The organism is Spongiibacter tropicus DSM 19543, assembly GCF_000420325.1.
Lineage (GTDB): Bacteria > Pseudomonadota > Gammaproteobacteria > Pseudomonadales > Spongiibacteraceae > Spongiibacter > Spongiibacter tropicus.
The window spans coordinates 1,447,916-1,468,483 of the sequence record NZ_ATUS01000001.1 but is presented as its reverse complement, the minus strand read 5'-3'; the positions used below and the strand labels follow the sequence as shown (position 1 = coordinate 1,468,483).

General features: G+C 57.7%; 23 protein-coding genes. 12 read left to right on the top strand and 11 right to left on the bottom strand.

Annotation, left to right across the window (positions count from 1 at the left end; genetic code table 11):
• Positions 1-18: 18 nt before the first annotated feature.
• The 6 genes from rlmB (at position 19) to dnaB (ending at position 4,485) form a co-directional block, all read left to right on the top strand.
• A complete protein-coding gene (rlmB, locus tag G411_RS0106910) occupies positions 19-750 on the top strand; it encodes a 23S rRNA (guanosine(2251)-2'-O)-methyltransferase RlmB (protein WP_022958451.1) in 732 nt (243 codons plus the stop codon).
• Between the two features lie 147 nt (positions 751-897).
• A complete protein-coding gene (gene rpsF, locus G411_RS0106905; protein ID WP_022958450.1) occupies positions 898-1,332 on the top strand; it encodes a 30S ribosomal protein S6 in 435 nt (144 codons plus the stop codon).
• Between the two features lie 26 nt (positions 1,333-1,358).
• The gene (gene rpsR, locus G411_RS0106900; protein WP_022958449.1) at positions 1,359-1,586 is read left to right on the top strand and encodes a 30S ribosomal protein S18; all 228 of its coding nucleotides are present in this window, start codon (positions 1,359-1,361) and stop codon (positions 1,584-1,586) included.
• A 39-nt stretch (positions 1,587-1,625) separates the two neighbouring features.
• Complete coding sequence (locus G411_RS0106895; protein WP_084495348.1) at positions 1,626-2,444, top strand: hypothetical protein; 819 nt, start codon at positions 1,626-1,628, stop codon at positions 2,442-2,444.
• Between the two features lie 33 nt (positions 2,445-2,477).
• On the top strand, positions 2,478-2,924 hold the full coding sequence (gene rplI, locus G411_RS0106890; RefSeq protein ID WP_022958447.1) for a 50S ribosomal protein L9: 447 nt from the start codon (positions 2,478-2,480) through the stop codon (positions 2,922-2,924).
• A gap of 160 nt (positions 2,925-3,084) precedes the next feature.
• Positions 3,085-4,485, top strand: a complete 1,401-nt coding sequence (gene dnaB / locus G411_RS0106885; RefSeq protein ID WP_022958446.1) for a replicative DNA helicase — start codon at positions 3,085-3,087, stop codon at positions 4,483-4,485.
• Here dnaB and tatC read toward each other — a convergent pair.
• The 10 genes from tatC to G411_RS0106835 form a co-directional block, all read right to left on the bottom strand.
• Entirely contained in the window at positions 4,479-5,231 is a 753-nt protein-coding gene (gene tatC / locus G411_RS0106880) for a twin-arginine translocase subunit TatC (RefSeq protein WP_022958445.1), read from the bottom strand. The two genes, dnaB and tatC, sit on opposite strands and share 7 nt — an antisense overlap.
• Positions 5,228-5,638, bottom strand: a complete 411-nt coding sequence (tatB, locus tag G411_RS0106875; protein ID WP_022958444.1) for a Sec-independent protein translocase protein TatB — start codon at positions 5,636-5,638, stop codon at positions 5,228-5,230. The genes tatC and tatB overlap by 4 nt, the downstream gene beginning before the upstream one ends.
• A 3-nt stretch (positions 5,639-5,641) precedes the next feature.
• On the bottom strand, positions 5,642-5,872 hold the full coding sequence (tatA, locus tag G411_RS0106870; RefSeq protein ID WP_022958443.1) for a Sec-independent protein translocase subunit TatA: 231 nt from the start codon (positions 5,870-5,872) through the stop codon (positions 5,642-5,644).
• A 10-nt stretch (positions 5,873-5,882) separates the two neighbouring features.
• Positions 5,883-6,230: a phosphoribosyl-ATP diphosphatase gene (locus G411_RS0106865; protein ID WP_022958442.1), complete on the bottom strand. Its 348-nt coding sequence runs from the start codon at positions 6,228-6,230 to the stop codon at positions 5,883-5,885.
• Positions 6,231-6,234: 4 nt separating this feature from the next.
• Positions 6,235-6,636, bottom strand: coding sequence for a phosphoribosyl-AMP cyclohydrolase (gene hisI, locus G411_RS0106860; protein WP_022958441.1), 402 nt, complete (start codon positions 6,634-6,636; stop codon positions 6,235-6,237).
• Between the two features lie 38 nt (positions 6,637-6,674).
• A complete protein-coding gene (gene ubiB, locus G411_RS0106855) occupies positions 6,675-8,303 on the bottom strand; it encodes a ubiquinone biosynthesis regulatory protein kinase UbiB (RefSeq protein ID WP_022958440.1) in 1,629 nt (542 codons plus the stop codon).
• A 14-nt stretch (positions 8,304-8,317) separates the two neighbouring features.
• A complete protein-coding gene (locus G411_RS0106850) occupies positions 8,318-8,947 on the bottom strand; it encodes a ubiquinone biosynthesis accessory factor UbiJ (protein ID WP_022958439.1) in 630 nt (209 codons plus the stop codon).
• Positions 8,944-9,693 (bottom strand): bifunctional demethylmenaquinone methyltransferase/2-methoxy-6-polyprenyl-1,4-benzoquinol methylase UbiE, encoded by a 750-nt coding sequence (ubiE, locus tag G411_RS0106845; RefSeq protein ID WP_022958438.1) that lies wholly within the window; start codon positions 9,691-9,693, stop codon positions 8,944-8,946. The genes G411_RS0106850 and ubiE overlap by 4 nt, the downstream gene beginning before the upstream one ends.
• Positions 9,694-9,779: 86 nt before the next feature.
• Positions 9,780-10,352: a replication protein P gene (locus G411_RS0106840; RefSeq protein ID WP_051151260.1), complete on the bottom strand. Its 573-nt coding sequence runs from the start codon at positions 10,350-10,352 to the stop codon at positions 9,780-9,782.
• Positions 10,353-10,362: 10 nt separating this feature from the next.
• The gene (locus G411_RS0106835; protein ID WP_028968224.1) at positions 10,363-11,496 is read right to left on the bottom strand and encodes a DnaT-like ssDNA-binding domain-containing protein; all 1,134 of its coding nucleotides are present in this window, start codon (positions 11,494-11,496) and stop codon (positions 10,363-10,365) included.
• 78 nt (positions 11,497-11,574) lie between these two features.
• On the opposite strand from G411_RS0106835, the gene radA reads away from it, so the two are divergent.
• Positions 11,575-12,939, top strand: coding sequence for a DNA repair protein RadA (radA, locus tag G411_RS0106830; RefSeq protein ID WP_022958436.1), 1,365 nt, complete (start codon positions 11,575-11,577; stop codon positions 12,937-12,939).
• Between the two features lie 27 nt (positions 12,940-12,966).
• Here radA and G411_RS0106825 read toward each other — a convergent pair whose 3' ends face one another.
• The gene (locus G411_RS0106825) at positions 12,967-15,420 is read right to left on the bottom strand and encodes a penicillin-binding protein 1A (protein WP_022958435.1); all 2,454 of its coding nucleotides are present in this window, start codon (positions 15,418-15,420) and stop codon (positions 12,967-12,969) included.
• Positions 15,421-15,589: 169 nt separating this feature from the next.
• Here G411_RS0106825 and G411_RS0106820 point away from each other — a divergent pair, with 169 nt between their 5' ends.
• The 5 genes from G411_RS0106820 to G411_RS0106800 are packed head-to-tail and all read left to right on the top strand — an operon-like array spanning position 15,590 to position 20,563.
• Entirely contained in the window at positions 15,590-16,657 is a 1,068-nt protein-coding gene (locus G411_RS0106820; RefSeq protein ID WP_022958434.1) for a pilus assembly protein PilM, read from the top strand.
• Positions 16,657-17,217, top strand: coding sequence for a PilN domain-containing protein (locus tag G411_RS0106815; RefSeq protein ID WP_022958433.1), 561 nt, complete (start codon positions 16,657-16,659; stop codon positions 17,215-17,217). The genes G411_RS0106820 and G411_RS0106815 overlap by 1 nt, the downstream gene beginning before the upstream one ends.
• 9 nt (positions 17,218-17,226) lie before the next feature.
• On the top strand, positions 17,227-17,844 hold the full coding sequence (locus tag G411_RS0106810) for a type IV pilus inner membrane component PilO (protein ID WP_022958432.1): 618 nt from the start codon (positions 17,227-17,229) through the stop codon (positions 17,842-17,844).
• Positions 17,844-18,365 carry a pilus assembly protein PilP gene (locus tag G411_RS0106805; protein ID WP_022958431.1) on the top strand — a complete coding sequence of 174 codons (522 nt, stop codon included), beginning with the start codon at positions 17,844-17,846 and terminating at the stop codon, positions 18,363-18,365. Before G411_RS0106810 ends, G411_RS0106805 begins: the two co-directional genes overlap by 1 nt.
• Positions 18,366-18,388: 23 nt before the next feature.
• Positions 18,389-20,563 (top strand): type IV pilus secretin PilQ, encoded by a 2,175-nt coding sequence (locus G411_RS0106800; RefSeq protein WP_022958430.1) that lies wholly within the window; start codon positions 18,389-18,391, stop codon positions 20,561-20,563.
• The last annotated feature ends 5 nt before the right edge of the window (positions 20,564-20,568 follow it).

The window sequence follows — 20,568 nt, the reverse complement described above, 5'->3', positions numbered from 1 at the left end:
ATAATACGGAAGCAAAGAGTGAAAGAAACGATTTTTGGTCTGCATGCGGTGCAGACCGCGCTTCAGCGACGCCCCGAAAGCGTTGAATCGCTGATGGTTATGGAAGGGCGCCGTGATAAGCGTCTGGCTGCGGTGCTGGCGCTGGCCGAGCAGCGGGGTATCCCGGTGCGAGAGTGCCACCGCAAGGAGCTGGATGACCGGGTTGATGGCCGCCATCAGGGTGTTATTGCGTTAGCAGAAGCGCCGCGTCAGTTGGGTGAAAAAGCCCTGCCGGAGCTTGTCGCTGCGGCAGGGAAAGATGCTCTGCTGCTGGTGCTGGATGGTGTGACCGATCCTCACAACCTCGGAGCTTGTCTGCGCAGTGCCGATGCCGCGGGGGTGACCGCGGTGATTGCACCTCGCGATAACTCGGCCAGCTTGAATCCAACGGTGCGCAAGGTCGCTTGCGGTGCGGCTGAAGCCGTGCCCTTTATTCAGGTCACGAATCTGGCTCGCAGCCTGCGTCAGCTCCAAGAGGCTGGGGTATGGACTATCGGGCTGGCTGGCGAAGCAGAGCAGTCTTTGTACGAATGCGATCTGCGCGGGCCGGTGGCGTTGATCATGGGGGCTGAGGGTGCGGGCATGCGCCGCCTGACGCGCGAGTGCTGTGATTATCTGGCCAATTTGCCGATGGCTGGAGAAGTGAGCAGCCTGAACGTGTCGGTCGCGACCGGGGTCTGTTTGTTCGAGGCCGTGCGCCAGCGCCGCTGATCTGATTAAAAAATGCACGAATGGCTTGCATCCGGCGGGCCGCTTGCCTAAAATCCGCGCTCTTGTTTTAACGGTGAGCCCGCCTTTTGGCGAGTTTGCCCTCCTTGCCACACCTTAAAGGGTGGCTTAACCCGTAAGGAGCATACAATGCGTCACTACGAAATCGTGTTCCTGGTCCACCCGGATCAGAGCGAGCAAGTACCGGGTATGGTCGAGCGCTATACTCAGGCCATCGAAAAAGACGGCGGTAAAGTTCACCGTCTGGAAGACTGGGGCCGTCGTCAACTGGCTTACCCCATCAACAAAATCCACAAAGCTCACTATGTGCTGATCAACGCTGAAGCCAGCGCTGAAGCGATCGACGAGCTGACCACTAACTTCCGTTACAACGACGCCGTACTGCGTAACCTCATTATCCGCCAGGATGAAGCTGTGACTGAAGAGTCGCCGATCATGAAGGCAGAGAAAGAGAGCCGTGAGCGTCGCAGCCGCAGCGAGCAGCGCACCGAGCGCCGCGAAGAGCAGCAGCCCAAAGACAACGCTGAAGCAGCCGAAGAAACGGCTGAAAACAGCGCTGAATAATTGCGGATTGAGTGAGGAATTAGAAAATGGCACGTTTTTTCCGTCGTCGTAAGTTCTGCCGCTTTACTGCGGAAGGTGTTAAGCAGATCGATTACAAAGATCTGGACACCCTGAAAGCCTACATTTCAGAAACTGGCAAAATTGTTCCCAGCCGCATCACTGGAACCAATGCCAAGTACCAGCGCCAGCTGGCGACTGCCATCAAGCGCGCGCGCTTCCTGGCTCTGCTGCCGTACACCGACAGCCATAAATAAGCTGATCGCTTAGCCATGCGCCCCCTTGCAGAATTTATTATGAAAGGGCGCCTCCAAGCAGTTGCGGTCGCTGCTCTGGGGATTGGCACCTTGATGTTTGCCTGGGTGGGGGCTGCCGCTGCCGCTCTGGTAACCCTGAGAAAGGGACTGACCGAAGGCGCTTTTGTCGTGATGTGGGCGCTGCTGCCGGCCACCGCCGTATTGGTTTACGGCCAGGATGTTGGCCCGCTTTGCATGTTGCTGGTCACCGCCTTGGCGGCCTGGGTATTGCGCAATACGCGTTCTTGGGCCAATGCAATGGCGGCCGCTGTGGCGGGGGGAATGGCCTCCGCTGCGGTGCTTAACCGCTTCGGGCAGGATTATCTCAGCGGCATTCTTGAGGTGGTTCAGCCCATGCTGGATCAGCTGCAGGCACAGTCAAATGGCAGCCTGCCGCAGATTTTGACCGGCGACATCGCCGCGGTAATTGGCAGCAGCACGGTGTTGTGGAGTGTGTTGGCCTTAATGCTGGCGCGCTGGTGGCAAGCCATGCTGTACAACCCCGGTGGCTTCCGCGACGAGATGTGGTCGCTGCGGTTGCCGGCGGGTATCACGGTGTTGCTGGTTGCCGGGATGTTGTTGGTCAGCCAATCCGGTGAGGTTTACCGCTTTTGGGGGGTAATGTGTCTGTTGCCCTTTATTGCCTGCGGTTTATCGCTGCTGCACGGAGTGGTCGGACGGTACAAGCTGGGGCGCACGTGGTTGGTAGTGTTTTATATCGCGCTGTTGTTAATCGGCCCGCTTTGGGCGGTGTTGATACTGACAGCGATTGTGGATAGTTGGATTGATATCAGAAGGCGTTTGCCGACGGCCGGATAGGCCCGGCAAGCGCACATGAAGAGGGTTAGAACCATGCAAGTGATTCTGCTTGAGAAAATTGGCAAGCTGGGTGATCTGGGCGACCAGGTCAATGTTAAGTCCGGCTACGGCCGTAACTTCCTGATTCCTTTCGGTAAGGCTGTGCCTGCAACCGACGCCAACGTGGCGGAGTTTGAAGCACGTCGCGCTGAGCTGGAAGCCGCTGCCGCTGAGAAGCGTGCAGAAGCTGAAGCTCGCGCTGCCAAGCTGGCGGAAGTTGCCGTGACCATCGAGGCGAATGCCGGTGAAGGTGGCAAACTGTTCGGCTCTATCGGTACTCGCGACATTGCTGATGCAGTGAGCGCGGCCGGTGTGGAGATCAACAAGAGCGAAGTGCGTATGCCCGAAGGTCCGATTCGTGAAATCGGCAGCTTCGAAATCGCAATTCAGCTGCACAGCGACGTTATTCAAAACGTTGCACTGACTGTCGTTGCCGAGTAATTGGCGGGCGACCTTGGTCGCCACAGTCTGACTATTTGCAAGCGCAGCGGCCTGCCGCTGTGCTGTGGCTGAAAGGCGCGCCGGGCCAACGGGCTCTGCGCGTTTTTTTTTGCTCTGAAGTTTGCCACAATGGCCGACCCGGTAATCTGCGAGTATCCCCGTGCAAGCTGACGCCTACCCCGATTCGCCACCCGAGTTTGACGAGGGTGACTTCGCCAAGCTGAAACTGCCGCCCCATTCTCTTGAGGCGGAGCAGTCGGTGCTGGGCGGGCTGATGATCGCCAGCGAGGTATGGGACTCCGTCGCCGACATGGTGGGCGAGGGCGATTTCTTCCGCCCGGAGCACCGCCGTATTTTCGCCTGCATGACACATTTGGTTGCCCAAGAGCAGCCGATTGATGTGGTTACGCTGGCGGAGACGCTGGCACGCAACGGTGAGCTGGATGAAGTCGGTGGCACCGCCTATCTGGCAGAAATCGCCAGCAATACCCCCTCTGTTGCCAACATTCGCGCCTATGCCCAGGCCGTGCGCGAGCGCGCGATTTTCCGCTCGCTGATTGCGGCAGCGAACTCGATTGCCGATACCAGCTTTAACCCCGAAGGACGCAGTAGCGACGAAGTGCTGGATGAAGCCGAGCGGCGCATCATGCAGATCGCCGAGGAGCGACCGAAGAGCGGGGGGCTGGAGCCGATCAATCCGCTGCTCAAGCAGGCGGTGGACAAGATTGATGAGCTGTTCAACAACGACGAAGCCATTACTGGTCTGAGTACGGGCTTTGAAAAACTCGACGAAATGACCTCGGGCTTGCAGAAGTCGGATCTGGTCATCGTTGCTGCCCGTCCGTCGATGGGTAAGACCACCTTCGCCATGAACCTGGTTGAAAATGCTTTGCTGCGCTACGAGCAGCCGATTCTGGTGTTCAGCATGGAGATGCCCGCCAGCCAGTTGATGATGCGGATGCTGTCCTCAGTGGGCAAAATTGACCAGACGCGGGTGCGCAGCGGCAAGCTAGAAGAAGAGGACTGGCCCAAGCTCAGCGCGGCGGTCAGCAAGTTGAAAGACCGTCCGTTATACATTGATGACACCCCGGCGCTGACGCCGACGGAAGTGCGCTCAAGAGCGCGCAAGGTACTGCGCGAGCATGGCAGTATCGGCATGATCATGCTCGATTATCTGCAGTTGATGCAGGTCGCCGGACGCAGTGGCGAAGGTCGGACGGCGGAAATTTCCGAGATTTCCCGCTCATTGAAAGGTATTGCGAAAGAATTCGAATGCCCGGTGGTCGCCCTTTCGCAGCTGAACCGTGCGCTGGAGCAACGGCCGAACAAGCGCCCGGTCAATTCAGACCTGCGGGAGTCCGGTGCGATTGAGCAGGACGCCGACGTCATCATGTTTATCTACCGCGACGAGGTCTACAACGAGGAAACTCAGGACAAGGGCGTGGCGGAAATCATCATTGGTAAGCAGCGGAACGGGCCCATTGGCACCGCCCGCCTGGGCTTTATCGGCAAGTTTACCCGCTTCGAAAACCTCGCGTTCAACGACTACGAAGATTACTGATCTTCTTCCTTCTTCCGGCCATTCTCGGTAAAGCGGCCAAAGAAAATTCCTACTTCAAACAGCAGCCACATCGGCAGGGCCAGCAGCATCTGCGAGATGACGTCGGGTGGCGTCAGCAGCATCCCGAACACAAAGCACACGACGATAACGTGGGGGCGCTTCTCGCGCAGCTTTTGGGGGCTGACGACGCCAGCGCTGATCAGCAATACTGTCGCGATGGGGATCTCAAAGGCGATGCCAAAGGCCATAAATAGCTTCAGTGCGGTATCGAGAAAGCGTGAGATATCCGGGGTATAGGCAACGCCCTCGGGGGCGATGCTGCTAAAAAAGCCAAAGACCAGCGGAAACACCACCACATAGGCAAAGGCCAGTCCGAGATAGAACAACATGACGCTGGATATCAGCAGGGGCGCAGCGAGTCGCTTTTCGTGACGGTACATGCCCGGCGAGATAAATGCCCAGATTTGATGGAGTATTACCGGGATGGCCAGGCAGATAGCGGACACGAGCACCAGTTTGAAGGGGGCCAGAAATGTTGAGGCGACTTCGGTGGCGATCATGCCGCTGCCTTCAGGCAGATACTGTTGCAGTGGCTTGGCCACAAAGGCGTAAATTTCCGACGAGAAAGGCATGAGGGCCAGGGCGCAAATCAGTACCGCCAGCACTACGCGCAGCAGGCGATCACGCAACTCAGTCAGGTGGGCAACCAGGGGTTGACCCTGATCAGTATCGGCATCGAGACTCATGAGGGCTTACTGCTACTCTCTTCCGAAGGAGTGTCACTCGGTGGGGTATCCGAATCAGGAAGCGCGTCGGAGGGGGCGGCTTCTTCCTCTTGGTTGGGCGTGTCGCTTGATGGGCTGAGCCGCTGTTCCAGAAGACGAAGCTCGTCACTGGCGGCGTTCAGATTGCCTTGAAGCTTGTCTTTGCTCTCGTTCAGCGAGGCCATCACCGATTCATTATGGAGCTGGCGCCGGATTTCGTCGGCGCCGATTTCCCGTTCGATTTCCTGCTTCATGCTGGAGAAGCTGCGGCGCAGGCGCCCCAGCCAGAGGCTGGTCGTGCGAATAGCACTGGGCAGGCGCTCCGGGCCGATCACCAGCAGGCCGACAACGGCTATCAGCAGCAGTTCAGCGAAACCGATATCGAACATGGATTAGCGAGACTCGTTCTTTTGCTGCGTGTCGGCTTCGGTCTTTTCGCCTTCCGCGCTTTCCTGCTGCTCGATATTCTTGGCCTTGTCTTCACCGTCCAGGCTGTCTTTGAAGCCTTTGACGGCACCGCCGAGGTCGCTGCCGATGTTCTTCAGTTTCTTTGTGCCGAACAGCAGCACAACGATTGCGAGAATGATCAGCAGTTGCCAGATACTAATTCCACCAAGTCCCATGACATTTCCTCTATGTGTTGTTCTTGTTGCGTTGCGCTTTCTCTTCGTGGCCGGAAAGCCCGAAGCGGCGCGCTAATTCGTTGATTACATCGCGATGGTCTGCGCCGAGCTGCTGCAACATTACCATGCTGTGAAACCACAGGTCTGCGGTTTCGTAAATGACGTCGGACAGCTCGCCGCTGTGTTCAGCATCTTTGGCAGCAAGAACCGTTTCCACGGCTTCTTCGCCGACTTTTTCGAGAATCTTGTTCAGCCCTTTATGGTACAGGCTGGCGACATAAGAGCTGTCGGCGTCAGCGTTTTTGCGCTCGGCGAGGACGGCGTCCAGTTGCTCCAGTAGGGCGGAAGAGTTACTCATACGATCACTTGCTGTAAATACTGGCGGGGTCTTTGATAACGGCTTCCCGCGTTTGCCACTGGCCATCCTGCAGGCCGCGATAAAAACAGCTTTGGCGCCCGGTGTGGCAGGCGATGTCGCCGATCTGCTCGACCTGCAGCAGCAGCGCGTCGCCATCGCAGTCCAGTGCAATGTCATGCAGGGTCTGCACATGGCCGGAACTCTCGCCTTTGCGCCACAGAGCCTGGCGAGAGCGAGACCAGTAGACGGCGCGGCCCTCGGCAACGCTCAGCTGCAGGGATTCCGGGTTCATCCAGGCCATCATCAATACGCGGCCGCTGTGCACATCCTGCGCAATGGCGGCCACCAGGCCGTCGTTATTCCACTTTACTTCGTCCAGCCACTGCACGTCTGCGGGCGAGGTCATGATTCTATCCCTTAGCGTCGAGGGGTGCTTACTTTACCTCAGCGGGCGCGAATAAAAAAATACAATGCGACGACAGCGAGAGCGATACTGCCGGCGGGCAGTTGAGTGAGGCTTTGCTGGGCCGTCGGGCTGGCGGCAACATAGGCGGCGCCGATGGCGAATAAGCCCAAGCCCAGGTTGCGATGGCGACGTTGCCGTTGCTGGCTCTCCTGCTCGACCTGCTGCAACTGCAGGCGCAGTAATTCGTTTTCGCTGCTATGGGGAGAAGGACGCTCCAGCAGCGTTTCCGGAAGTTGCGGCAGTTGTTCCAGCCAGCCTGGAAGTCGATGGCTGACGCGCTTGAGCATGGTCTGGGGCGAATAGCGATCACGTATCCAGCGCTCCAGAAAGGGCATGGCAGTCGACCAGAGGTCGAGTTGCGGATAGAGCTGGCGCCCCAGTCCTTCAATATTCAGCAGGGTCTTCTGCAGCAGTACCAGCGATGGCTGTACTTCCATGTCAAAGCGGCGCGCGGTCTGGAACAGGTAAATCAGCAATTGCCCAAAGGAGATGTCGGCCAGAGGCTTCTCAAAAATCGGTTCGCTGACACTGCGAATGGCGGCTTCAAATTCGTGCACTTTGGTGGTGGGGGGCACCCAGCCGCATTCAACGTGCAACTCGGCCACCTCGCGGTAGTTACGCTGAAAGATGGCGAGCAGGTTGCGGGCCAGATAGTACTGGTCGAAATCGCTGAGGCTGCCGATGATGGCGCAGTCGATAGCGATGTACTGGGGCGAATTGGGCCGCCCCTCGGCCACAAAAATATTCCCCGGGTGCATGTCGGCGTGGAAAAAGCTGTCGCGGAATACCTGGGTGAAGAAGATTTCCACGCCGCGTTCAGCGAGCTTTTTCATGTCGGTGCCCTGAGCTTTCAGGGTTTCGACGTCGGTGACGGGGATGCCATGAATGCGCTCAATCACCAGTACATTGCGGCGCGTATAGTCCCAGTGCACCTCGGGAACGTAGAGGATGTCGGAGTTGGCAAAGTTGCGGCGCAGTTGCGAGGTGTTGGCGCCTTCGCGTTGCAGGTCAAGCTCGTCGTAGATGGTGTGACGGTAGTCTTCCACCACTTCTTCGGGGCGGAGGCGTCGGCCATCAGGCAGGTGGCGCTTTACCAGACGTGCGATGCTCTGCATCAGCCGGATGTCTTCGCCGATGGTGCGCTCAATGCCCGGGCGAACCACCTTGACGACCACGTCTTGCCCGGTTTTCAGCGTGGCGCAGTGGACCTGAGCAATCGAGGCAGAAGCCAGGGCCTCGCGCTGGAAGTTATCGAACAGCTCGTCGACACCTTGCCCTAGTGCCTTTTCGATGACGCCGACGGCCACGGTGCTGGGAAATGGGGGGACGCGGTCCTGCAAATGGGCCAGTTCGTCTGCGATATCGGGGGGCAGCAGGTCGCGGCGAGTAGACAGCAGCTGACCAAACTTGATGAAGATTGGGCCAAGGGATTCCAGCGCCAGCCGCAGCCGCTCCCCCCGGCTGAGCGAGGGTGTGGGGAACAGGCGCCAAGGCCCAAGCCTGGCGAGCAGGCGCGCCCGCCAGGGTAGCTGCTCGATCGGTATGAGCTGATCCAGGCGATAGCGGCAGATAATCATCAGAATGGCGAGCAGCCGTCGCAGGCCCATAGTGTGATCCTTGTTTATTGCGGCCGCTGGCACTTCTGCCGCAGGCGCCGGATACGGGCTTCCAGGCGTTCGCTGCGGGCGTTGAGCTCATCGATATCGCGGTAAAAGGCTTCCGCCTGTATGGGGTGGGGCAACAAGCGGCTTTCTTCGAGCAAAAAATCGCCGAGCTGGCGGCGCAGATTGCGGCCAGTGTTCTGCAGCCATTTCTGGCCTGCGCGCAGGCCGCGTCCTATCTGATGGGCCGCCACATCGCCAAAGGCGTCAGCCAGCGGTTGCTCCCAGTCCAGCTCAAGTTCTGATAGCAATTTTCGCAGCGCCAGCAACGGCGCGGTATCGCCGCTGACCTGAATATCGCCATTGATTAGCGCGGCGGCAGGGTCGTTGGCGGTAGCGACGGCGGCGAATTCGCTCCACCGGCCACGCAGGGCGGTGCTGGGGTTTTCCGGTGGGGTCAGCATCAGACGCAGGCGGTCGCCCGCGACGCTTAGTCCAAGGTTCAAATCGGGTTCCTGCAAGTGCAGGGCGAAGCACTCACCATCCAGCTCAAGCAGGCGTGCGGCGCTGCGCGGGTCGAGGCGCAGTGCACGGTTCACACTGTCCTCCAGCCCGGCTAATGCGGCGCTGCTGAGCATGGGGGGAATCACGGCTTCACGCCCCGGTGCACGGCCACGATGCCGCCCGTCATGTTGTGGTAGCGAACCTCAGTGAAGCCAGCTTCTTCCATCATGCTTTTGAGCGTGTCCTGGTCGGGGTGCATGCGAATACTCTCGGCGAGGTAGCGGTAGCTCTCGGCATCGTTGGTGATCAGTTGTCCCATACGGGGCAGCACGTCGAAGGAGTAGCGATCGTAGACCTTGCTCAGCAATTCGCTTTTGGGTTTGGAAAACTCCAGTACCAGCAGTCGGCCGCCGGGCTTGAGCACTCTTAGCATGGAGCGCAGCGCGGCGTCTTTGTCGGTGACGTTGCGCAGCCCGAAGGCGATGGTGATGCAGTCAAAGCTGTTGTCAGGGAAGGGCAGGCACTCGGCGTTGGCCTGCACGTACTCAATGTTGCCGACGATGCCCTGGTTGGTCAGCTTCTCGCGGCCCACTTGCAGCATGGAATCGTTAATGTCGGCCAGTACAACCTTGCCTTCGGCGCCGACAATACGGCTGAATTTGGCGGCGAGGTCGCCGGTGCCGCCGGCGATGTCGAGGACGGCATTGCCGCTGCGCACGCCTGACAGTTCGATGGTGAAACGTTTCCACAAACGGTGGATGCCGCCCGACATCAGGTCGTTCATCAGGTCGTATTTGCCCGCGACGGAGTGGAATACGCCGGCAACCATTTTGACTTTGTCTTTCTGGTCGACGGTTCTGAAGCCGAAATGGGTGGTTTTATTGTCTGCCATAGTGCGTTCCACGGGGCTGAATTGGGGTTGCTTGTTCGGGGCTGCGCTATTGTATCCGCTGTTGCCGCCCGCTGCACGGCTGTGTATCAGATATCCAGTTTGCTGCGCAGCTCCCGCATACGGCGGCGTTGCTCCTCGGCGGGCAGTGGCTTGGGGTCGGGCTTGGGAAGGGCTTCGGGCTGCGGCGGGGCCAGCGCTTCGCCTTCGCGCACCCGCTCGCACAGGGCGAGGTAGTGGCGGCGAAAAATGGGGAAGGCCTGCTGTTCGGTGTTGTTAGCCAGGAAATACCAGTCGCTCTGCTTGCCCGCGTGATAGACCGCCGGGTGCGACCAGTGCTGTTCATTCTTGGGTGAGGCTGCGCGGCAAGCTTCCACGTAGGCGCTGTGGGCGTCGGGCAGTCCAAGCGCGGTATCGTCGGGTTCGCAGTATTTCAGAATGCCCTTGATCGTTGGCAGGAATTCGGACTCGCGAATGGCGCGGTGACAGGCGGCGGTAATCTGCTCTGGCGGAATATGGCAGAGGTTGCTGAACCACAGTTTTTTGGCGTAGGACAGCTTTTCAGCGGTGGCGAAGGCCTTGTTGTACTGGTTGTGGTAGACCAGCTCAAACTCCGCGAACATGCGGTTAATGGCGTCAATGACGGCATCTTTGTCAGGCATGGGGCGCTGCTCAGAGCCCGTCTGCCCAGCTGCGGTCGGTGTGTTTGGCGATGAAGCCAGTTGCTGCTTGGCCTGCTCCAGGAGCTTGTTGCTGTCGCGCATCGTGTTTGTCCAGTTGGTGACTGTGTGCCCAGCGGTATTTTACATGCTGCAGGAATTTTGTATTCCAGGAGCGCTGCGGCTGGCCGCTGTCGCGCCAGTAGAGAATAAATTCGGGAATTTGGCGGCGGGCAAAATCGGTGTCGATCTTGGCCATTTGCAGAATTTCAAACACCTCGGGACTGGGTTGCCATTGCGAGCTGATCGGCACAAAGGCCTGTTCGTGGCTGACCGCATTGGTGTAGCGCGCCCACTGCAGGCGAATATGCTGCAAAAAACGCGAGTTCCAGTTGCTGTCAGCGGTGCCGCGTTCCCGCCAATAGAGAATGAATTCCGGCAGGGCGTCTTCAATAAAGTGCTGGCTGATACCGTCGCGCAGCAGAATTTCCCAGGCGTCCTGGCTGGGTCGCCAGTCGTTGTCGAGTACCTGCTCCCGGGCCTGTTCAATTTCCTGATACTGCTGTTTTTTCCAGCGACGGCTGACAAACTGGCTGAAGGTGCTGCTCCAGGAACTTCGTGCCTCGCCGCTCTCGCGGTAGTGGGCAATAAACTCCGGCAGGCAGGCGTCAATAAAGGTCGAAGGAATGCGGCTGAAGCGCTGCAAATATTCCAGTGCGGCCGGGTCGGGCTGCCAGTCGGCGCTGATACATTGTTTGCCGGGAACGGGGCTGCTGGCGCGCGATGGTGCTGTTGCCGGAGGCGATGCCGGGGCTTGTTGTGCAGATGTTGACGGCGCGGCTTCGCGTCCTGGAAAGGCCAATCGCAGATTGCGGGCGTTGCTGATCAGGGCGCTGCCGATAATAATGAGCCCCTGATCATGGAGCTGCTGGAATATCCGGTCGATGTCTCTGGGCTGCCAGAAAGGCAGCTGTGCCTGTAGGCGCTCTCGGTCAAGCAGATACCAGTCTTGCCCCTGGCGGGGGCGGGCTTCAAGCAGGGGTTGCCATTCGATCAGCAGTTGATACAGCAGCGCGCACTCCAGGCCAATGGTTGCGGCCAGGGTGGGGGAGACAAGTAGCGGTCTTTCGAGCAGTGGCGCCGACATTAAACAGAATCCTCGCTTGGCAGAGCATTGTACGGGCTTGCCGCCCGGTCTGTCAGCAGCGCAGTGGAGTGAGGCCGTATGGCAAAAAGTAAAATCGCCTATGTTTGCAACGACTGTGGTTCCGACCATAGCAAGTGGCAGGGCCAGTGCCAGGATTGTGGCGCATGGAATACCTTGGTAGAAGTTCGGCTGGGGGCGTCGCCAAGCAGTGGGTCGGGAGCCGCTCGCAAACAGGGCTATGCCGGGGCCGTGGGAGAGTTGCAGGCGTTGGCGTCGGTGCAAATTGAAGATCTACCTCGTATTGCCAGTGGCTTTGCCGAGCTGGACCGGGTGCTGGGTGGTGGCTACGTCCCGGGCTCGGCGGTGCTGCTGGGCGGGCATCCGGGGGCGGGGAAAAGTACCTTGCTGCTTCAGGTCCTCTGCCAGTTAGCTGCCGATCGGCGTTGCCTGTATGTGACGGGTGAGGAGTCGCTGCAACAGGTGGCGATGCGAGCGCGGCGTCTCGGTCTGCAAGCGGATGATCTGCAGTTGTATTCGGAGACCAGTCTTGAGGCGATTCTGGCTCAGGCGGCCCGTTACCAACCCGCGCTGATGGTTGTGGATTCGATCCAGGTCCTGCACAGCGAGCAGGTGAGTTCGGCGCCTGGCAGTGTTTCGCAGGTGCGCGAATGTGCCGCCGCGTTGACCCGCTTTGCCAAACAGAGCAATACCGTGCTGATTATGGTGGGGCATGTGACCAAGGACGGCGCACTTGCCGGGCCCAAGGTGCTGGAACATATCATCGACTGTTCAATCATGTTCGAAGGCGGCAGTGACAGCCGCTATCGGACTCTGCGCGGCCATAAAAACCGCTTTGGCGCGGTGAATGAGCTGGGTGTCTTCGCGATGACAGAGCAGGGCTTGAAGGAAGTCCGTAACCCTTCGGCGATTTTTCTAAACCGCAGTGATGTGCAGGCGTCGGGCAGTGTGGTGATGGTGGTCTGGGAGGGCACGCGTCCGCTGCTGGTGGAAATTCAGGCGCTGGTGGACGAGAGTAATTACGGTAATCCGCGTCGCGTCGCGGTGGGTATGGAGCAGAACCGGCTGGCCATGCTGCTGGCCGTGTTGCATCGCCACGGCGGCTTGCAGCTCGGTGATCAGGATGTGTTCGTGAACGTGGTCGGTGGCGTGAAAGTGCTGGAAACTGGTGCCGATCTGGCGCTGCTGTTTGCCATTGTGTCGAGCTTTCGTGACCGGCCACTGCCGGATGATCTGGTGGTGTTTGGCGAAGTGGGGCTGTCGGGCGAGATTCGCCCGGTGCCGAGTGGTCAGGAGCGCCTGCAGGAGGCCCGGAAGCACGGTTTTACCCGGGCGATTGTGCCCAAGGGCAATGCGCCCCGCAGTGATATGGGGATGAGCGTGATTGCCGTGAGCACCTTGGCTGAAGCCATTGAGGCGCTGTAGGGCGCCTCGATATTTAGCGTCGATCTGTCAGAACAGTTCGATAACGTCCCCATCGGCACTGTCATAGGGGCCGATGGTGCTGCCGCCATTACTGACTTCACTGGGCGCGCGATCGATGCGGAAGTATTCAAAAATGGCATCGCTCTGCCCCGGCGCGGCCAGCTTGCCAGTCTCTGGGTCGATGCGAACCGAGATAATGCCGTCGGGCTGCTTCAGGTGGCGCTCTGCGCGGTCTTTTAATGCCGCGCTCATATAATCCACCCAGATCGGGAGGGCGACCGAGCCGCCGTATTCGCTGCGGCCCAGTTTTTGGTTCTGGTCGAAACCCACCCAGGCCGAGGTCACTACGCCGCTGCTGTAGCCGGAAAACCAAGCGTCGGTGGGGCCGTTGGTGGTGCCGGTTTTGCCCGCCGCGTCGCTGCGGCCCAGCTTGCGGGCTTTCACCCCGGTGCCGCGTGTTATCACATCTTTCAAAATACTGTCGATCAGAAAGGTCACTTCTTCGTCGACTACGCGCTCCGCTTTGCGGGCGGGGGCAGTAAGATCGTCGATGTCGAGATCATCCAGGGATTCGGCTTCGTCAAAGGCGCTCATTGCGAGGTCTTCTTCGTTGCATTCATGGCAAACGATAACGGGGTCTGCGCGGTAGAGCGTGTTGCCGTCCCGGTCGATAATCTGCTCGATCAGGTAGGGTGAAACTTTGTAACCGCCATTGGCGAACACGGCGTAACCGGTGACCACATCCAGCGGTGTTAGCGAGTGGCTTCCGAGTGCGAGCGACAGGTCGCGGGGCAGTTTGCTGCTGTCGAAGCCGAAGCGCGAAACATAGTCGATGGCGTAGTTGATACCCATCTCGCGAAGCAGGCGGATGGAGACCAGGTTGCGAGACAGGTACAGCGCTTTGCGCAATCGCATCGGGCCGTTGAACTGACCATTGGAGTTGCTGGGGCGCCAGGTTCCGCCTAGTGAGGCGTCGTCGAAGACGATCGGCGCGTCATTGATGATGCTGGCCGCTGTGAAGCCCTTGTCGAGGGCGGCGGTATAGATGAAGGGCTTGAATGCCGATCCGGGCTGGCGGGCGGCTTGGGTGACGCGGTTGAAGGAGCTGCGCTGGTAGCTGTAGCCGCCGACTAAGCTGAGAATGGCGCCCGAGTCGGCATCCAGCGAGACCAGCGCGCCCTGAATGTCGGGGATTTGAGAGAACTGCCAGCGGCGGGGTGACTCACCCATGCGCAGGCGAATAAGGTCTCCCGCTGCGATCAGTTCGCCAACAGTTTCCGCTTCGTAGGTGTGGCGATCTTCATTGATGTAGCGCACGGTGCCTGCAAAGCCCTGCTCCCACTCCAGTGTGGTTTGGTCGCCGGTGGCGAGCATGACGACGGCGCGCTTGTCCTCAATGCTCAACACCAGTGCCGGGTGCCAGGGGCCGACACTGCCGACATCCTGCAGTTTTTTGCGCAAGCTTTCTTTGGCGACATCGTCGAGCTGGGTGGGGATTTTCCACTGCTGTTCGGGGCCGCGGTAGCCGTGGCGCTGGTCGTACTCCACAACACCATTGAGCACGGCCGTTTTGGCGGCGGATTGCAGGCGGCTATCGACTGTGGTGATCACGCTAAAGCCTGCCTCGTAGGCATCCCGTCCATAGCGGCGAAGCATTTCGGTGCGGACCATTTCCGCAACGTACGCGGCGTTGAGATCCAGCTGGGTGCCGTGCTGGCGAGCGGTAAGCGGCTGGCTAATGGCAACCTGATAGTCCACGTCGTCAATGTAGTCGAGGGCGTGCATACGGCGCAAAATCCAGTCTCGGCGGATATGGGCGCGTTCAGGGTTGGCAATGGGATTATAGGCTGAGGGCGCCTTGGGCAGTCCGGCAATCATTGCCATCTGGGCCAGGTTTAACTCTTTGATCGACTTGCCATAGTAGGTCTGAGCTGCGGCCTCGATACCGTAGGAGTGGTTGCCAAGGAAGATTTTGTTCAGGTACAGCTCAAGGATATCGCCCTTGCTGAGTTGGCGCTCTATCTCAATAGCGAGAAAGATCTCCGTAAATTTACGGGTAAACGTACGCTCCTGACTTAGGAAATAATTCTTGGCAACCTGCATGGTGATGGTGGAGCCGCCGCTTTGGATGCTTCCGGTGGTCACCAGTTGGGAGGCAGCGCGAAGCAGGCCGGTTACGTCAACGCCTCGGTGTTGGTAAAAACGGTCATCTTCAGCAGCCAGGAAGGCGTCGATAAAGGTTTGTGGTACTTCGACTATGCTGATGGGGGAGCGGCGTTTTTCGCCGAATTCGCCGATCAGCTTGCCGTCGCGGCTGTAGATGCGCAGCGGCGTCTGGAGTTGGACGTCGCGCAATTGTTCGACTTCGGGAAGGCGAGGGGCGATGTACAGGAAGGCCGCGCAAAATACCATGACGGCGCCGCTGGCGGCGATGAGTGCCAGCAGTCCGAAAAACCTGAAAAGAGAGAGTGTGCGAGCCATAATTTCCCAGTTATGCCAAATAGCGTTACGAATGCGCGACTAGGATACCGAAATCTGTGAAATTATCGGGGTATTTTTTTCATAACTATTTGCGCAATGGTATACACTGGTATTTAATCTTCCATGTAAAAACTCGCGCTAAGTCCACGATGTAAATAGGAAAATAATAGTGCTAGATGGCTTGTTTGGTGGTCCAAAATCCCGCAGCCTGCTAGGCGTCGATATCAGTTCAAGTGCTGTGAAAGTGCTCGAGCTGAGTCGCAGTGGCGACAAGTTTCGCGTGGAAAGCTATGCGGTGATGTCTTTGCCGCCGCAATCCGTCGTGGAAAAGAACCTGGTAGAGGTCGAGGCCGTCGGCGAGACGATCAAGGCGGTGCATGCCCGCTCCCGCAGCAAGGTGAATAAGGCGGCTGCGGCAGTGCCGGGGTCTGCGGTTATCACGAAAATACTGCGTATGCCGGCGGACATGAATGACAACGCCATGGAGACGCAGATCTCTCTCGAGGCAGACCAATACATACCCTACCCCCTTGATGAAGTTGCCTTGGACTTCGAGGTCATGGGCGTTGCAGAGGACTCCTCCGATCAGGCAGAGGTCATGTTGGTGGCCTGTCGCCGGGATAATGTCGATAGTCGGGTGGAAGCTCTGGAAATCGGCGGCCTTGAGCCTAAGGTCATGGATGTCGAGGCCTATGCGGTAGAGCGCAGTTTTGAGCTAATGGCCGGGCAGTTGGGTTGCGACGAGAATACGGTGGTGGCCATTGTCGATATTGGGGCCAGCATGACGTCGCTCAGCGTGATTGTGAATAATGAGACCGTGTATACGCGAGATCAGTTATTCGGTGGTCGGCAGCTGACCGAAGAGATTCAGCGGCGTTACGGTTTAAGCGCTGAAGAAGCGGGCCTTGCCAAGAAGCAAGGGGGGCTATCCGATGACTATGACAGCGAAGTTTTAGCTCCGTTCAAAGAGGCGGTCATTCAGCAAGTTTCTCGCTCGCTCCAATTTTTCTTCTCGGCCAGCCAGTACAGTGAGGTGGATATGATCCTCTTGGCTGGCGGTGTGGCGGCTATGCAGGGCTTGGCAGAGTTGGTGGAAGAGCGCTTGAGTGTGAATACTGTCGTCGCCAACCCCTTCGCGAATATGGCAATTGCCTCCGGGGTAGATGCCATGCGTTTAAGCAATGATGCACCTGCCATGCTGATTGCCTGTGGTCTTGCGCTGAGGAGTTTTGACTGATGGCCAATATCAACCTCCTCCCCTGGCGTGAAGCCCGGCGTCAGCAGATTCAGAAACAGTTTCTCGTTGTGCTCGGCGGCGTTGTTGTGCTGGCGGTGCTCATGGTCATGTTGGCAATGAGTATCGTGAACGGTGCGATCAGTAATCAGGAAGGGCGAAATAATTATCTTCAGGGGCATATCCGCACGATCAATAAAGAGGTTGCCGAGATTCAGGACCTGGAGACCCGCCGTCAACAACTACTGGATCGCATGAATATTATTCAGAGCCTTCAGGGGACTCGCCCGCTGATTGTGCGTGTTTTCGATGAGATGGTGCGTACTTTGCCGGATGGCTTGTTCTTTACATCAGTGGTTCGCTCTGGTGACAGGATTGATGTGGAAGGTATCGCTGAGTCGAACAACCGGGTATCTAGCCTGATGCGAAAGCTGGACGCCTCGGATTGGTTTTCTGAGCCGAACCTGACGGCTGTCAAAGCCGCAGAGCAATACGGCGAGCAAGCCAGTAACTTTAAGCTGAGCTTCCGCATCAGCGCACCGTCGCCTGAGAGCGAAAAGTAGGAGATGGCTGTGGCTTGGCAAGAGTGGCTGGACGAAGTCAAACAGTTTGATTTTAACGACCTCAACGAGGGCAATATCGGCGCCTGGCCGGTGCTGGTTCGTGCGGCGTTGTGGGCAATTGCCTTTGCAGTGGTGCTGACAGCAGGCTACTTCTACGTGGTTGCTGACCTGCGAAAGGAGTTGGCAGCGGCTGAGGCCAAAGAAGTCCAGCTGAAAAGCGAATTTGAGAAAAAAGCGTTCAAGGCCGCCAAATTAGAGCCGTTAAAGAAGCAGATGGCGGAGATGGAAGAGAGCTTTGGTATTCTGTTAGGGCAGCTGCCTGCAGATACAGAGGTGCCGGGCCTGTTGGAAGATATGACGGAAAAGGCCATCGACAATGGCTTGGAAATTTCCAGTATCAAGTTACAGCCCGAGCGCGCGCAGGAGTTCTATATCGAGCTGCCTATTGCTATTGAAGTGGAAGGGACGTACCACGACCTTGCGGCATTTGTGAGCGGTATTGCCAGCCTGCCCCGAATTGTGACCTTGCACGATTATAAGATTAAAAGCAGTAAGGACCTGACCAGTCAGCAAATGTCGATTACCGCCAAAACTTACCGCTATAAAGAAGTCGAGGGAGGGTCCTGATGAAGCGCATTTTGCTGCCCCTTCTCAGTTTGGTTCTGGCGGCCTGTAGTGGCAGTGGCCGCTACGCTGATCTTGATGCTTTCATTGCAGAAAAGCGCTCGTCGCCGAGCGGCACCATTGCGCCAATTCCTGCGCTCAAGGCTTACCGTGCGTTTACCTACACGGCGTCAGGGTTGCGTAGCCCGTTTACTAAGCCGGTTGATGTTAAGGAAATCGCCAGGCTGGAGGCGTCTTCTTCAGTCAAGCCCGATATGAGTCGGGAGCGGGAATACCTGGAGTCATTCTCCATTGATTCTTTGAAAATGGTGGGGACGGTGAAGTTGAACAATGTGCTTTGGGCGCTGATTAAAGCGCCGGATGGTGCGGTTCACCGTGTGCGCGAGCGTAATTATATAGGCCGAAATCACGGCAAAATTATTGACGTTGGTGGCAACCATGTATCGGTTGTCGAGATTGTTTCCACGGGTGGAGAAGGCTGGGTTGAGCGCCCCCGCTCGCTGGAACTGAGCAGCGGCAAATGAGAATTTGAGAGGCGGAGACATCAATGAATACCACCATGCGTAAGCCCCATCTGGCGGCCTGGCACCGCCACGGCAGAGCTTTGCTGACGCGCGGCCTGCTGCTAGCCGGATCGCTGCTTCTCTCGTTGGCGGCTCAGGCCAGCATCCTGACCAATGTGGAGTTCAATGCACTTGAGGGCGGCCGTTTCGAGGCGCGATTCCAATTTGAGGGCGCGGCGCCAGAGGTCAAGGGGTATAGCATTGAAAAGCCTGCGCGTATCGCGTTGGACTTGGTCGGTGTTGAAAATAAACTTCCCCAGAAAAAATTCCCGTTGTCCTACGACAATGCGAGCAGTGCGGTAGTGCTGGAGGGACGTGGGCGCACTCGAGTGGTGCTTAACCTAGTGCGTTTGGCGAGCTATGAAACCCGTGTCGAGGGCAACGAGCTTGTCGTTGCTGTTGGTGGCGGCGGCAGCAAGGCTTACCTGAAGGAGAAGTACAACAACCCCGTTCTTTCAATGGCAGAAAATAAGGTTGCCCCGACGGGCAACCGTATTACCGACTTGGATTTCCGGCGCGGAGACAAGGGTGAGGGACGTCTGCTGATCAAGCTCGCAGACGATAAGGCTGACATCAACGTATTTGTTGAAGGCCCTCGGATCAAGATCGATTTCGCTGATGTCGCTTTGCCCAAAAGTCTGCAGCGCAAATTTGACGTGGCGGATTTTGCCACTCCGGTGAAAATGATCAATGCGCGCATGGGGGAAAGTGGTGCCAAGCTATCGCTGGAAGCCAGTGGTGAATATGATTATCTGGCCTACCAGACTGACACCGAGTACGTGGTGAGTGTGAAACCGCTCACGCGTGAAGAGGTCGAGGAGCGCCGTAAAGAATTTACCTACGTCGGTGAAAAGCTCTCGCTGAACTTTCAGGACATCGAGGTGCGCTCGGTACTGCAGTTGATTGCTGATTTCACGGAACTGAACCTGGTGGCCAGTGATACTGTAAAGGGCAATATCACCTTGCGATTGCAGAACGTGCCTTGGGATCAGGCGCTTGATCTGGTGTTGAAGACCAAGGGTCTCGATAAGCGTCAGGTTGGCAATGTGTTGATGGTGGCGCCGGCTGCAGAGATTGCCGAGCGGGAGCGTCAGCAGATTGAGGCCCAGAAGCAGGTTGAAGAGTTGGCGCCGCTGCAGAGTGAATACATTCGTATCCGCTATGCCGATGCAGCAGAGCTGTTCAAGTTGTTCAAGCCTAAGAGTGACGGCGGGGATGATGGCCAGGCGACCAAGAGTATTTTGTCTCCGCGCGGCAGTGTCATTGTTGATGAGCGTACCAATTCCCTGCTGATTACCGAGACGGCTGAGCGCCTGGAGGAGTTTCGGCGGCTCGTTGCGCTGATTGATGTGCCGGTGCGTCAGGTGCAAATAGAAGCGCGAATTGTGCGGGCCTCTTCTGATTTTGATCGCCAGTTGGGTGTGCGCTGGGGAGGGGCTTACGTCAAGCAGAATGGTAACGAGATATTTTCGGTCAATGGTGACCTTGAGAGCGATCAGGCCACGCAGTCGAATTACCTAAGTGCGTTGGCTGCCGGCTCCAGTACCTATACGGCGGTGCCGGGCTTGGTCACTGATCTCGGTGTTCAGGGGGCGGCCGGCAGTTTCGCGCTCGGCTATATTGGCTCTGATGTATTGCTGAACCTTGAACTCTCAGCGTTGGAGTCTAAGGGGCGCGGAGAGATTGTGTCACAGCCACGGATTGTGACTGGCGACAAAGAGCCGGCGATTATCAAGTCGGGTACAGAAATTCCCTATCCCGAGAGTTCTGCCAACGGTGAAACAACTATAGAGTTCAAAGAGGCAGTGCTTAAATTGGATGTGACGCCGATTATTACACCCGATGACCGCATCATTATGGACTTGATTATTAATCAGGACACTGTTGGTGAGCTGGTCATTGCTACCGGGCTTGGTGGGCAGGTGCCGACCATTGATACTACTGAGCTGCAAACACGTGTGCTTGTCAGCAATGGCGAAACTGTGGTGCTGGGTGGTGTGTACGATCAGGTGGACATTGAAAGCGAGAGCAAGGTGCCGCTGCTGGGCGATATTCCGTTTATTGGGCACCTGTTCAAGAGCACCAATGTGACGCGCGAGAAGCAGGAAACATTGATTTTCATCACCCCACGCATTCTTGCGGACAGCCTGATAGATTGATGGGG